A 12247-nucleotide genomic window follows, 5' to 3' on the forward strand; every position below is an offset into this window, starting at 1 on the left:
AGAAACAGCTGGCCATTGACACACTTGCTCATCATCGATTACCGGCGGTGCGTTGACCGGTTGAGACCACCATCGTTTACGCCACTCCCAGAGATCCAAAGGATTCACGAAGTGGGGAGATTTTGGCTGGCTGATTGCAACCTCACGCTGGGTAGGCGTGCTACTGGTCGTGGTTGCGGCATACTTTGGCGCACCCGCGGTGAGGAATGGAACTGACATCGGCCACGTGTGGGGCTTTTTGGGCATGGCGGTCTTCTATGGCTTCCGAGTTGCTCTGGTTTTCGCGGCTCCACTGGCCTGGGTATTGGCCTACCTATTGCGCCCGATCCGGAATCAACGGATCCACATTGGAGCCTCCTTTGCGGTGCCGACCCTCGCGTTCTGGGTGTTGGGCAGCCTTTTAGGTACTGGTTGGCACCCCCTGATGTTGATCCCGTGGTCCACCGTAGGCGCATCGGCAGCCATCGGCCGTTGGGCAGTGTGCAAGGACGTTCTCTGCTGCACTACTGCAGCTGGTCGGCTTGAGTCCCACTAGTAGGTGGCCGTGCGGATGCTCGTGCCGTCGCGCCGGCATCACGATCCCTAGGACTGTGGTCCGAGGCTAGACTGGGGCCGGTAAGGACGGATTGGGGGATCCAAAGCGGCGCACGCCGCTGTGCCACTGGTCGGTCGCAGCCATCGTAACCGTAGGAACGACCGTGACCTTCTTCCAGGACTACTCGATCCCGTCACCGCCTCCCCGCCCACGGACGCCGCGGTTCACGCCACCTCCCTGGGTGGCGCCACCCCGCTACGAACTGCCCGCCCTCGTCCCGGTGAATCGGTTCGTCCACCAGTCCCCGACCTTTGTGATGGCCGTTGAAGCCGTGAAGGTCTACTCCACCGGATGCATCATTGACGTGAACTGGATTCTGCGTCGCACCGACCAGGAGGACCGAAAGTGGACGGAGATCAATGCCGTTTTTCACCGGCTGCCGCAGCAAGTGCGCGATGGAGGCATTTCTTCCGACTCCATCCTCCTGCTCGGAGTCCAGTTCCCGGACGGCACAAAGGCCAGCAGTTCATCCCTGGCCATGTACGGGGACAAGCCGCGGGACCAGAAGCCTGATGGCCCGGTCTTCGAATACCGGCCCAAGGGCGGTAATGGCGGGGAAGATGACATGTCAGCAAACGCCGCACTCTGGCTCTGGCCGCTGCCGTCGGCCGGGGACCTGCGCCTTGTCGCCCAGTGGACGGACATGGGAATGCCCGAAAGCTCCATCTCCCTCGACGGCCTTCAGCTTCGAGATGCCGCTGTTGGAGTCCAGAAGTACTGGCCTGAGGAAGAGGTGCAGGGATGAATCCACTCAACAACCCGGTCCTGCTCGTGGTCTTCGCGGCAGTCTTCTTCTACGCCCTCTACGGCCAGGAACTGCCGAAGGCGCATGGTCGTGCCACCCGGACTCGGGATGGGAGGCGTCCGGTAAGGGATCGGCATGCGGGCGCCGCTGCACATCAGTGAGCTTGGGCGGTAGCTGCCAGAGCTCCAGCTGATTCAGCGGTTCGTTGACCTTCACGCTGAGTTCGGGGATCGTTTGTTCCGTGAGCCGGGGTACGCGAATTGCATTGTCGTTTATCGTTTCCGCATTGGTGCTCGCAGGGATTCTTGCGGGCGTGAGGCTGTGGAACATCCATCAACAGACGTCGGACTGGGTCTTTTCGCCCAAGGAAGTTCCTTCCAAAGTGCAATTTGCAGGCCGCGACTATAACTGCGGTCCCGATCCGAAACCCGCTGAACGTGCTTTGCTCGACCCAACTTCCCAGGGCAGGACGGCAGGAGGGGCTGAGATATTTGCGGAAGCGCCGGCGGCCGAGGCCAGAGTCTTTATCGTCATCCGAACGGATCAGGGCAATTTCAGCTGCAGCCTGATGGGTGGCCCCTAGCCAACCTGCTGCGAAGGCCGGTGAGGGATCCCCCACCGGACGGTTCGCACCCGTTACAGCGGATACCTCTCTGAGTTAGATTGGGAGAATGCAGGAGAGGTTTGCCGATCGGGTGACGGTGCCTGATGTTGTCGGGCTGCCGTTTCACGTCGGCCGAGATGTGGCACACGATGCCGGCGTGACCCTTGCGAATCCTGATCCGGACGGGCCGCCCATCGGAGCCCTCGCTTGGCCCGGACTGTTCTACATCACATCGCAACATCCAGCCTCCGGTACCATCGCCTACCGCTGGGACGCTGTGGCTGTCGAGATTGTCGCGCACGGAGATTCGGAATCCAACGCCTGGCTGAAGCGCCCTGGTGCTCCGCCAGCGGATTCGGCCCATGCGACAACTCCGCAGCCCGAGCAACGCGTCGATCTCACGGAGACAGAACCTCCATTTGAGTGACCTCGAGCTCGCTCGACATCGGGTTTGAATTACCTGCAAGGTCGAGCCTTCCTTCCCGTGGCTGCGAACCTACACCGCCGCGGTTGGGCTGTCGGGCTGGGCGGGGGTGCGGCATAGGTGCAGCCCGCTGCCATCACCGCAACTGCGGTAACCGTGAGAATCAGCCCAGTGAGCGCGCGACGTCTGATCGGTCAGCCCGTGCCACCATCGGCTCTTAGAACCGGGAGGCGGCCACGACGGCGGGAGCCGGACGGATACGCAGCGCCGTAATGGCACGCATGATCATCAGCAGGTTCACCGCGAGGCTGCCGTAGTGCGGTGCATGGTTCGCCGCCGGGGACGTCACCAGCCCCAGCAGCAGAAGAACCGCGGCAATCCCGCCGACCGCCACCGCTGCAATCAGCGGGGCCTTCGACGTCGTCTTCCGGGCGGCAAGCACCCAGATGCCGACTCCGAGGTAGGCTGCGGCGCCGACCGCGTACCCTGCTGCAGACTCAGCGAAGACCATGTCCGTGGCGCCGCTGAAACGACCCAGCAAAGACAGGTCAAGGCCCGTATAGAACACGGCCCCGGCAGTGAGGATCAGGCACGAGACCCCGACCGTGGTCCGCAGCGACCGGGACCGTTTCGTCTCCAGGGAAGAGAGCGACACCACGGGCTCGTGCGATTGCGGCTGGTCATTGTGCTGCGGGTAGTAGCCACTCATCAGGGAAGTCCGTTTCAGTGCGCGGGAGCACCCACTGCGCTCCCAATATGCCGCCAACTTACCAGTTACTGAACCGAAAAGTGTGACGGAAGATTGCCTGAAGCACCTAAATTTCGGGACCATATCTCCCGGGCGGGTAGATAGAAGATTGCCTCCGTGCTGGCCTCCCTGCGGATCCTCGCGCGTCAGGCCTGTCTCCTCTCCTGGACGACAATGCCTGCCGGACTGTGTCCCTGCCGATTTGATACCGCTTTGGCAGCCCATGAATGGAGAAGCCCACCGCTTCACTACCGGACCTCCGCCGGCTGTAATCACCAGGACCGGACAGCCGCGGCGCCGGACGGGACGGTGTTTGTTCCCAACCCCGATCTTGGCACGGACTCGGTCATCCCGCCCAGAGCAGACGCGCCGGCGCGCGAGATCATCGTCGGAGCGAATCCCCGGGAACTGACAGTAGCAAAGGACGGCACCGCATACGTGACCAACCAAAATGACGGGACGGTCTCGGTGATCCTTGCTGGCGCGAGCAACGTCTCACGCACCATTCAGGTCAGTTCCACGCCCGGGCGGACGAGCGACCCGCACGGGATTGCGGTCGGCCCGGACGGCACCAACATCACGGCAAACGACCTCGCCGTGATCAAGCCCGAAGGCGTAGCGGTCGCCTACCGCGTGGCAGTACCAGGGGGTCCGAAGGAAGTCGCGGTCGGCCCGGATGGAACTGTCTACGTCCTCTACCTGGCCAACGGCCTTTCCGTCATCAGACCTGGCGGAACGAGCGTTTCGGTCGGCCTACCCACGGGCCAGGACCCCGGGCATATCGCCCTCGAACCCGACGGATCCGTCCTCGTTACGAACACAACTTCCAAATCCGTGACTGTCTTCGCTTCCCAGATCCTCCGCGCGTCCCAGCCGCCCCAGTCCAAAGCTCAGGCGACACAGCCGCAGGCCGAAGAACCAGGTCCGCCGGCACAGGCACCCTCCGACAAAGCGCGGGCTGGCTTCTGGGCCAGCATTCCGGCAGTCCTTGGCGCCGTCGTCGCGGTGGTGCTGATGGGCGCTGCCGCACTGGTCCTGATAGCCAGACGGAGCAACCGTTCGAGAGCCCGCGAGGTTCTGGCACCGTCACTCGCACCGGCGGAGCGGCCGGAAGGAATCCGAGTCTCTCGGACCAAGAGCAACGCTGAAGGTCCCAGCGAACGACAGGATGTCCCGGCGGAGGATCCCAATCGGACGCAGCGGCGTCCGCTGTGCCACCGGCTTACGAACACCGTCTGCCAGGCCGATGCCGGCTCGCCCCGGAGTTCGATCCATCATTAGGGTTTACATATGCCCGCACCTTGGCAGGGCAATTTCTAGTGAAGGGTTCCCTTGTGCTTGAACGATTCCGCGCCGAGTATCGCTATCTTCGGGACACCATCGAAGTTGGGGAGCCATGGCGTCATGACCGGTTCTCGGAGGTTGAGGGCTAAACCGACTTCTCCTCTGAGTTCTCTGGCGCATCCTTCGACGGTGGCCTCTATCGGTCCATGACGACCAGATTGGTCCCCTCGCGCTAGAACTGATTGCTCAGGCGTTCCCAGAGTTCGCCGCTCGCATATGCCCGTTCGGATTCGATTGGCTTGGAAGGCAATTCGCCGTCGATCTCGGCCGCATTGTGGAAGGGCAGCCGCTGGTTCTCATTTTTGAACCGGGTACCGGCGAAACGTTGGAGATCCCTGCGCCGTTCTCCGGGTTCCACGATGAAGAACTCACCGAGTATGCGGACGCCGCTCTGGCAAGAGAATTCTTCGAGATCTGGTCGGCCGCCAACAGCGATTCCCTGCCCTTGAGCCCGCATCAATGTGCGGGTTACCGGGTTCCACTGTTCCTCGGTGGGTCGGATGCCGTCGAGAATGTCGAGCTCAGTGATTTGGAGGCGTACTGGTCTATCTGCGGTCAGCTGCGGCTAGGCGCAATGCGTCTGCCGCCGGGGACCGAGATCAACCGGATGGTGGGAGGTTAGCTTTCTGCGACGGCAGCCCCCAAGTCGGCGTCCGGTGAACGATCCCTCACCGAACGCCCACGACTTACCTTCGCCCGCGCCGCTGACCGAAGCTCGGCAAGGACTAGATAGCTACGATTACTCCACGTCTCTGTAGCCGAATTTTAGGAAGTGAACTGACAGGAGCGACGGTCGAAGGCAGCCTGGACCTATGAATATTTGCTAGTCCAAAAATTGTGCCATGAAGAAGCAGATATCTTCGATGACTTTCACTCCGTCGTCCCGGGCTTTCGATGGATCACCGGAAGTTGTGTAGATCTTTGAAAATCTGCTGTCGAAGTAACCGTCGCCCATCTGCTGACCGTTGACCGCCATGGCGACCTCTTGCTCGAAGGCATCCCGTTCTTTCTCGCTATCTTCGCCTCGACCAATAATTTCTTCGGCGGCTGCAATACTGAAATGACCTACCGGAACGGTCCATTCTGTTGAATAGCGATCGGAGTTATCGAACTCGGTCAACCACGCGGTGGAGATATCGGTGGCCAAGTCCCGCGCACAGCACCGAGCCTTCTCCTCGCGGTCGGGCTCCGGAAGCGCTGCAATCCGGTCGAAGCTGTCCCCACAGTCATCCGCTCCTGCCATCATGACCTGGTAATGCTTTGTCCATATCGCCAGAAGGTGCCCTAAGTTCCTATCGCGCGGCAATAGAACGCCTCCGCTCATCGACACGCTACCGTCTTCGTCTTTTCCTTTAGCAACGGCGCGGTCATGCTTCGCCTGCAACACAGACGGACTCAAATAGATCATGCCTTCTGGGCGCACGATGATCACGAATGTTGGGATTACAGCTTCCAGCCAACCCCTCAAAGTGCCCATTCTAACGCTCGGGTCGGAACCACTTGTCTGATTCTTCACTTGAACGTGGACCACATGACCGGACAACTTCCACGTGTCCTTTGGGCCGAAGCGACTGATCATCGCGGCATCCAACACCTCTTCGGGAAGTTGGACATGGAGATCCCACCCATAGTCAGACGCTGTGAGGCTGTTTATGGATGCCCCAGTGTCGAGGAGTTCTCGAAGGACCTGAGTTTCTCCAACGTCACCTAGATACTTATTCTTAGTTCTATTCGCCATCTAGACATCTTGTCTCATTGGCGGATTCAAAGGCCTAATCTCACCGCGGAGTTCGTGCTGACCGAGGAACACACCTCTTATGCCGGCACGCGCGGGAGAGCAATACTGCTACCGCAAGGGGGTACTGGCGTTCGATGGTGTAAGAGATTTGACCTGGACGGGCCAGCTCAGTTCCCGTCCTTCGCGGGACCCTGACGGGTCAGTCGACTACGGCAATATCGACTACCTCATCATCGAGGGAGATCACTACACCGTTGAAGGCAACCTCGGCCAAATCGACCTCCACGCTGCATCAATTCGCGTGGCGCTGGTCTCGGACGGCACCATTCTCGCTTCGCGCGGCATCGCTGCTGACCGTTAGCACGCGTCCGGTGAAGGATCCTTCACCGGACAGGTGTTAGCGTTCAGGTCATGCCGAAAATTGAGAGGTTGAGCTCTAAGCCTTCGAAACCCGCGGCGTGGCGCTAGGGGCTCAGGCGAGTGTTCTATGGGCCGTGTATCGGAGTTCGTAGTAACTCAGAGGAGATAACGAATGATGCACCACGATCAGGTACCGATCGACCTGGACACTGTCCGTGACTTGGTCCAGGGTCAGTTCCCTCAGTGGAGTACGGAGCCGATCGTGGATGTTCCGGCTGACGGTACTGTTAATGCAATCTTTCGAATAGGGTCGGATTTGGGCGCCCGGTTCCGGCTTCGAGCAGAGGAGCCAGACACGGTGAAGTCGAGATTGCGGGCCGAGGCCGCGGCAATGACTGAGCTGTCCGACCACTGCCCATTCCCCACTCCGCTGCCGGTAGCAATTGGCCGGCCCTCGGGAAGCTATCCGATGCCATGGTCGGTTCAGACCTGGCTCCCAGGCAGCGTCGCTTCCCCAACCGGCCTCGCTGGATCGTCCGAGTTCGCGCAGGATCTCGGGTTCTTGGTTGATTCCCTGCGGAAAGCCGGAACCCGCGGGCGAAGCTTTAGTGGTACAGGGAGGGGCGGCAACCTGGTCGATCATGACCACTGGATGAAACTCTGCTTTGAGAACAGCGAGGATCTCCTCGACGTTCCACGGCTGCGCGCACTGTGGGAGCAGTTCAAGAAGCTCCCCGCAGCCGGGCCACACGTCATGAGTCACCGTGATCTGACCCCGGCGAATCTGCTCGTAAGTGGCGGGCATCTGGTCGGTGTTCTGGATGGGGGTGACTTTGGCCCAGCAGATCCATCACTAGATCTTGTCGCAGCTTGGCATCTTCTGGACCGCGAAGGACGCGAGTTTCTGCAAGCAAGTCTTGGCGCTGGCCGCGTGGAGTGGCTACGAGGAGCGGCGTGGGCATTTGAACAGTCCATAGGCCTGGTCTCGTACTACAGAACGACGAATCCGGGCATGAGTGCCCTCGGCCGAAATACGCTTCGGAGGATCTTGGGTGATCCCGATATCCGGGCCATCCATAAGGCCGTTAGCGGCAGTGAGTGAACCAGCACCGAGGCGTGCACTTCACTGCTGTGAATCGCAGACTCATCAGTTTTCGCAATGCTATTTGGCCTGCTCGTCTTCCACGGCCCGATAGGGAGCCCTCAGCGTGCCGTGAGCCGGTACACCGAAATGTGACTGCGGGACTCGGCGGTCACTTCGCTGCGGTCCCAGTCCGCCCACCTGGTTTCCAGCTCAAACCCGGCCAGCCGCGCCATGAGATCGAGCTCGCTGGGCCAGATGTACCGGTGTGGTGTCCGTACAATCCGGGCATCCCGGCCATCCAATAGTTCAGGGCCGAATCGCACGTGGTGCGAGATGACGTGCTGGTGCAGCACGTCATAGGTATCGACCAGGAGGTACCCGGGCTCACTTACCTCGACTGTTCCGCCGTGTCCGGGTGCCAGCGAACGCAGTTGTGGCACCCAGAGTTCAATGACGAAGCGCCCGCCGGGTGCAAGATGGCGGGCAGCGTTCTGGAAACACCGGACCTGTTCGTCCTGTGTCAAGAGGTTGGAGATGGTGTTGAACACCAGGAATGCAAGCGAGAAGCTGTCGCCCGCGGTTGCCTCGGTCATGTAGCCCTGAACGACGGGAATGTGGTCTTCTCCGACTTTCTCACGGAGACGGGAGATCATCGCGTGAGACAGTTCGATGCCGCTGACCTGGACCCCCGCCTCTGAGAGCGGGATGGCGACACGACCCGTGCCAATGGCAAACTCGATGGCCGGACCGTGGCCCGCGAGCTTGGACAGCACCTCTACCGTGGGATCCAGCACCTCTGGGGAAAACATTCCCTCTCCGGGGGTGTCGTACTGTTTCGCGGCGTGTTCGTCCCAGAGCTGTTGCTGGTTGATCATCGCGCCACTATTGCACCCGACAGCCAAAATTGTCTACCAGTGAAGTGCATCGGTGCTTCCCGGGGGAAGCTGTGACGGCTAGCCAGGAATGAAAGTAAAAACGCAGCTTTGAATGGAATTCAAAGCTTCCACCCGAACCGCTGTCCGGTCGATCAGAGACCGGCTGGAACATCTCCGATCTGGATCTTGAATGGTGCCTGCGTCAAACCGCTGCTGGAAGTTCGAGAATGCTAAGTCTTCGAGATTGCTGTCATTGATCAGCTCAGCAGCGGCCGCAGCCTGCAGGGGCAGCGAAGCCCGGTGAACGCTTGCCCTGGCGATCGTCTGCCTGTCCGTCATATCAGCGACACGGGCGGACTTGAAGAGTTTCGTTTTCACAAACGACCGTTCATGAGACTGCACTGAAGGTTGATCGCACTGTGAATCGCAGCGATAAATGTCATCCCCGACTGCCCGTTAGCCGATCCGTCAGTGAGACGCACAACTCCGCCGCAGGAAGAGGCGACCCTTGTGCAGAGGACTTCTGACATTCTTTGCAGTCGGCTTCTGAAACTGACCCCCGTACCTTTCAACATGGCCCAGAATAGATTCATTGGATACGTAGTGCGAATGGGCCCGGCGTACGGGTACGGAACTGGCGGGAGGCGGCAGCTATGCGCATCAGCCTGCCTCCACGCGCGCGCCGCCGCCTGCTCGCAACGGTGGGAGCGGTGACCGTCCTCTTGATGGCAGCGTCGGCCCGCGCCGGACAGCCGCTGCCCGGTGTCACGGCAGTTCGGGTTGTTGTTGTTGGGGATTCACTGAGTACTGGACATGGCACCTCGCCGGGGGAGGCTTGGCCAGCGCTGATGCGGACCGATCCGGTCGGGGCTGGATTTCAGGTGCTCAATGCCGCCGAGGACGGCAGCGGCTACCTCAGCCCGGGCTATTACGGGGGCACTTTCGGCACAGAAGCGGAGCAGTTTGTCACAGCGGATACCGGTATTGTGGTTTTCTTCGGTTCGGAAAACGACCTGGGCTATGCCGCCGGTGGGGTTGCTGAGGCAGCCTCGGCGGCGATCACGCGCGTAGAGGCTTTGGCCCCCGCTGCGAAGATCATCGTGGTGGGGCCGCCGTCGTACTCGACGGACCCTGATCCTGGGCTTTTGGACATAAGTGGACAACTCGAATCTGCGGCCCGGGGGGCCGGTGCCAAGTTTGTCGATCCGATCGAGGAGGGCTGGATCAGCAACGATGTGGAGGATCTGATAGGCCCGGACGGGGACCATCCCACGATCGCCGGGCAACGCTACCTTCTCGAGCACATGATTCCCGTCATCGACCAGGCCTCATCGGCAAGCTCAGGCGAAAGCGCCGATATCTTCGCCGACCCGCTGCAGGGGACTACCAGCATGGATATAGGCGAGCGCCCGGCCGACTAAATTCACGGCGCAGCGGCGCAGCGCAAACATATAGCCCGGATTCGCGCCGGCCCCTTGCGGTAGGGCCAGGATTGCGGTTAGCGTGATCGAAGATCAAACCCCACTTCTCGTTGGCGGTTTATCGGCGCTTCTAAGCGTTTCGTTGTGCTTTGGCTGACGTGGCATCGGCCAGTTCCAGGTATAAAAAATCAGGGGAATGGGCGAGGATGCCCAAACGGCAGGGGGCCCGGTGACCGGTACGTTCGAACTCTTTTTTGACGGAACCACGGGCTTCGGCTTTCGGCTCAAAGCCGCGGATGGAACGGTGATGGCTGTGTCCCCGCCCTTCGTTGACAAGCGGGCGGCCGTTATTGGGATCACCGCCGTGCGTGAATGCGCCGGGATGGGCCTGATATCCGACCTTTGCCCGGAGATACCGCTGGACGCCGTCAGCGCCGGGGCGGCCGCCCTTAAGGTGGCCTGAGCGCGCAGCTTTTCGGTAGGTCAGCCCTCGGCACCGTTCTTAAGGAGCATTATGGGCACGGACGACGGCGACCTGTCGCGGCTGCAGCATCCCCGGTTCGCGCGCGCGTACGCACGCGCTGTCGGAGGTATGAACCGCCGCGGGGGCGCCGGGCACCGGGGTACCTTGCTCGCAGAACTGCGGGGAACCGTCGTTGAGATCGGGGCGGGCGACGGATCTGCCTTCGCGTTATATCCGGATACCGTCATGCAGGTCTTAGCCCTGGAGCCGGATGACTACCTCAGGAACCTGGCCCTGGAGAGGGCAGCCTCTGCCCCTGTCCCCGTTACCGTGGTGGCCGCGGCCGCAGAACATATCCCGGCCGACGACGGCACAGCGGACGCCGTCGTCGCCAGCCTCGTCCTGTGCAGTGTTGCCGACCAGGCTGGGGTCCTTACCGAAATACAGCGGGTCCTGCGGCCCGGCTGGACCCTGGCCTTCTACGAACATGTCCGCTCCACGCGGCCGCTGCTCGCTAAGGCCGAGGATCTCCTGACACCGGCCTGGAGACGGATCGCCGGCGGCTGCCACCCCAACAGGGACACCCTCGCGGCCATCGCCGCAGCGGGGTTCACAGTCCGGGACCACCGGCGTTTCGGCTTCGCCGTCCACCCCCTGGCACCGCCGGTCGCCCACATTCTTGGTTATGCCACGTCAAAATGAGGCACTTGCCCCATGCCATTCCAATCGCCCGGCCCTAGTCTCAGGACATAGAGAGAAGGAGGCGGCCATGACCATCTTCCAGCCGCAGTCATCAGCCGAGGCAACACCGAAACTTGCCGAACTTCCGGACGACGCAGCCGAGCATTTCGCCGGCTACGCCGTCCTGGGACTACCGTTCACCAGCGGCCACTATTTGACCTTCCGCGATTTTCCGGCCAGCTCCGTCGGGCCCGGCTACCGCGCCGTCTGGCACCGAACGCCCGACGGCGAGTGGACAATCTACGCAAACGCCTCGCCCGAGCTCAGTTGCGCGCGCTACTTCGGCGCAGCCGTCCAGCACACTGTCACGACCGACGTCGACATCCAGTGGAGCGGGCCGTTCAGCGCCCGGATCAGGGTTCCCGGAATAGTCGACTGGGGCCTGGAGCTCAGCAAATCCGGAGCCACCTCGATGCTGACCGCCATGGCAGTGCGGATGCCAGAGGCGCTGTGGCGCAACGAGACTGTGCTCCGATCCATGGGAGCGTTCGCCGGCCCGTTACTGCAAGCGGGAAGGATGAAGGTCTCCGGTGTGGTGCCGAACGGCCAGACATTTCAGGCCCAGCCACGGCAGTTGTGGCTGGTGGCGGACTCCCGGGCCGCCATCCTCGGTGAGGATGCAGGAGTTCCGGGTGCATTGCCAGTACAGGAGCGCCTCGCGGACTTCTGGCTGCCGCAGCGCGGACTGTTCGCGGCCGGAGTGGGCATCAGGTACCCGTCCACGGCCCACGGCCGCGAGCATGGCCTCGCACAGATGGCAACGAGGAAGAATGAGGCCGCCTGAGGGCTTAAGGCCGGAGCCTACGGACCCCGTGGCGCGAGGCTCCCAGCATGTGCTGAAGATCAGCGCGAGAAAAACGACTACTAAGCATGCTTGCTTTTTGGTCTGATTCTGTGGCTATGTAGGGAGGGAAGGTGCATTTCCATACACGCCACATAACAAAGGAGACTCTCATGTTGCTTTGGATAGCCATCGTCATCGCTGTTCTCTGGCTTCTTGGCCTGCTCGGCAACATCGGTGGGGGGTTCATTCACCTGCTTTTGGTTATTGCCGTGGTGGTCTTGATCTTCCACTTCGTCCGTGGCAGGTCCCGCGTTTAAGACG

Annotated in this window: 17 protein-coding genes; 13 read left to right on the plus strand and 4 right to left on the minus strand. The window is 61.3% G+C overall.

Features of this window, described 5'->3' with window-relative positions:
- Positions 1-698 precede the first annotated feature (698 nt).
- From J7E83_RS14290 to J7E83_RS14305, 4 genes are all read left to right on the plus strand, one after another.
- On the plus strand, positions 699-1340 hold the full coding sequence (locus J7E83_RS14290) for a hypothetical protein (RefSeq protein ID WP_214963222.1): 642 nt from the start codon (positions 699-701) through the stop codon (positions 1338-1340).
- Positions 1337-1501 carry a hypothetical protein gene (locus J7E83_RS14295; RefSeq protein WP_214963224.1) on the plus strand — a complete coding sequence of 55 codons (165 nt, stop codon included), beginning with the start codon at positions 1337-1339 and terminating at the stop codon, positions 1499-1501. Before J7E83_RS14290 ends, J7E83_RS14295 begins: the two co-directional genes overlap by 4 nt.
- Positions 1502-1581: 80 nt before the next feature.
- Complete coding sequence (locus J7E83_RS14300) at positions 1582-1923, plus strand: hypothetical protein (protein ID WP_214963226.1); 342 nt, start codon at positions 1582-1584, stop codon at positions 1921-1923.
- 88 nt (positions 1924-2011) lie between these two features.
- Positions 2012-2371, plus strand: coding sequence for a PASTA domain-containing protein (locus J7E83_RS14305; RefSeq protein WP_214963228.1), 360 nt, complete (start codon positions 2012-2014; stop codon positions 2369-2371).
- Between the two features lie 214 nt (positions 2372-2585).
- Here J7E83_RS14305 and J7E83_RS14310 read toward each other — a convergent pair whose 3' ends face one another.
- Entirely contained in the window at positions 2586-3077 is a 492-nt protein-coding gene (locus J7E83_RS14310; protein ID WP_214963230.1) for a hypothetical protein, read from the minus strand.
- A 348-nt stretch (positions 3078-3425) separates the two neighbouring features.
- On the opposite strand from J7E83_RS14310, the gene J7E83_RS14315 reads away from it, so the two are divergent.
- Together J7E83_RS14315 and J7E83_RS21435 are read left to right on the plus strand one after the other, a co-directional pair.
- Positions 3426-4397: a YncE family protein gene (locus tag J7E83_RS14315; RefSeq protein ID WP_214963232.1), complete on the plus strand. Its 972-nt coding sequence runs from the start codon at positions 3426-3428 to the stop codon at positions 4395-4397.
- Between the two features lie 337 nt (positions 4398-4734).
- Positions 4735-5082, plus strand: coding sequence for a T6SS immunity protein Tdi1 domain-containing protein (locus J7E83_RS21435; protein WP_214963235.1), 348 nt, complete (start codon positions 4735-4737; stop codon positions 5080-5082).
- Positions 5083-5283: 201 nt separating this feature from the next.
- Here the strand turns inward: J7E83_RS21435 and J7E83_RS14325 are convergent, their stop codons facing one another.
- Complete coding sequence (locus J7E83_RS14325) at positions 5284-6198, minus strand: hypothetical protein (protein ID WP_214963238.1); 915 nt, start codon at positions 6196-6198, stop codon at positions 5284-5286.
- A gap of 148 nt (positions 6199-6346) precedes the next feature.
- On the opposite strand from J7E83_RS14325, the gene J7E83_RS14330 reads away from it, so the two are divergent.
- Both J7E83_RS14330 and J7E83_RS14335 read left to right on the plus strand, forming a co-directional pair.
- Positions 6347-6559: a hypothetical protein gene (locus tag J7E83_RS14330; protein WP_214963241.1), complete on the plus strand. Its 213-nt coding sequence runs from the start codon at positions 6347-6349 to the stop codon at positions 6557-6559.
- 174 nt (positions 6560-6733) lie between these two features.
- Positions 6734-7660 (plus strand): aminoglycoside phosphotransferase family protein, encoded by a 927-nt coding sequence (locus tag J7E83_RS14335; protein WP_214963344.1) that lies wholly within the window; start codon positions 6734-6736, stop codon positions 7658-7660.
- Between the two features lie 101 nt (positions 7661-7761).
- Here the strand turns inward: J7E83_RS14335 and J7E83_RS14340 are convergent, their stop codons facing one another.
- Together J7E83_RS14340 and J7E83_RS14345 are read right to left on the minus strand one after the other, a co-directional pair.
- Complete coding sequence (locus J7E83_RS14340) at positions 7762-8517, minus strand: class I SAM-dependent methyltransferase (RefSeq protein ID WP_214963244.1); 756 nt, start codon at positions 8515-8517, stop codon at positions 7762-7764.
- A 78-nt stretch (positions 8518-8595) separates the two neighbouring features.
- Entirely contained in the window at positions 8596-8895 is a 300-nt protein-coding gene (locus J7E83_RS14345) for a hypothetical protein (RefSeq protein WP_214963247.1), read from the minus strand.
- A gap of 275 nt (positions 8896-9170) precedes the next feature.
- Between J7E83_RS14345 and J7E83_RS14350 the strand changes: the two genes are divergently transcribed.
- The 5 genes from J7E83_RS14350 (at position 9171) to J7E83_RS14370 (ending at position 12243) form a co-directional block, all read left to right on the plus strand.
- Positions 9171-9938 carry an SGNH/GDSL hydrolase family protein gene (locus tag J7E83_RS14350; RefSeq protein WP_214963250.1) on the plus strand — a complete coding sequence of 256 codons (768 nt, stop codon included), beginning with the start codon at positions 9171-9173 and terminating at the stop codon, positions 9936-9938.
- Between the two features lie 196 nt (positions 9939-10134).
- Complete coding sequence (locus J7E83_RS14355) at positions 10135-10401, plus strand: YegP family protein (RefSeq protein WP_251043890.1); 267 nt, start codon at positions 10135-10137, stop codon at positions 10399-10401.
- A 51-nt stretch (positions 10402-10452) separates the two neighbouring features.
- Positions 10453-11103, plus strand: a complete 651-nt coding sequence (locus J7E83_RS14360) for a class I SAM-dependent methyltransferase (protein WP_214963253.1) — start codon at positions 10453-10455, stop codon at positions 11101-11103.
- 67 nt (positions 11104-11170) lie between these two features.
- Positions 11171-11926, plus strand: coding sequence for a hypothetical protein (locus J7E83_RS14365; protein ID WP_214963255.1), 756 nt, complete (start codon positions 11171-11173; stop codon positions 11924-11926).
- Between the two features lie 170 nt (positions 11927-12096).
- A complete protein-coding gene (locus tag J7E83_RS14370) occupies positions 12097-12243 on the plus strand; it encodes a lmo0937 family membrane protein (protein WP_214963258.1) in 147 nt (48 codons plus the stop codon).
- Positions 12244-12247 lie beyond the last annotated feature (4 nt).

This window comes from Arthrobacter sp. ISL-48, from assembly GCF_018613805.1.
Taxonomy (GTDB): domain Bacteria; phylum Actinomycetota; class Actinomycetes; order Actinomycetales; family Micrococcaceae; genus Arthrobacter.

Excerpts from the sequence above, each read along its gene's own strand:
- J7E83_RS14360 (WP_214963253.1), top strand. The coding sequence starts at position 10,453 with ATGGGCACGGACGACGGCGACCTGTCGCGGCTGCAGCATCCCCGGTTC.
- J7E83_RS14335 (WP_214963344.1), top strand. The coding sequence starts at position 6,734 with ATGCACCACGATCAGGTACCGATCGACCTGGACACTGTCCGTGACTTG.
- J7E83_RS14350 (WP_214963250.1), top strand. The coding sequence starts at position 9,171 with ATGCGCATCAGCCTGCCTCCACGCGCGCGCCGCCGCCTGCTCGCAACG.
- J7E83_RS14325 (WP_214963238.1), bottom strand. The coding sequence starts at position 6,198 with ATGGCGAATAGAACTAAGAATAAGTATCTAGGTGACGTTGGAGAAACT.
- J7E83_RS14295 (WP_214963224.1), top strand. The coding sequence starts at position 1,337 with ATGAATCCACTCAACAACCCGGTCCTGCTCGTGGTCTTCGCGGCAGTC.
- J7E83_RS14365 (WP_214963255.1), top strand. The coding sequence starts at position 11,171 with ATGACCATCTTCCAGCCGCAGTCATCAGCCGAGGCAACACCGAAACTT.
- J7E83_RS14310 (WP_214963230.1), bottom strand. The coding sequence starts at position 3,077 with ATGAGTGGCTACTACCCGCAGCACAATGACCAGCCGCAATCGCACGAG.
- J7E83_RS14355 (WP_251043890.1), top strand. The coding sequence starts at position 10,135 with ATGGGCGAGGATGCCCAAACGGCAGGGGGCCCGGTGACCGGTACGTTC.
- J7E83_RS14370 (WP_214963258.1), top strand. The coding sequence starts at position 12,097 with ATGTTGCTTTGGATAGCCATCGTCATCGCTGTTCTCTGGCTTCTTGGC.
- J7E83_RS14340 (WP_214963244.1), bottom strand. The coding sequence starts at position 8,517 with ATGATCAACCAGCAACAGCTCTGGGACGAACACGCCGCGAAACAGTAC.
- J7E83_RS14305 (WP_214963228.1), top strand. The coding sequence starts at position 2,012 with ATGCAGGAGAGGTTTGCCGATCGGGTGACGGTGCCTGATGTTGTCGGG.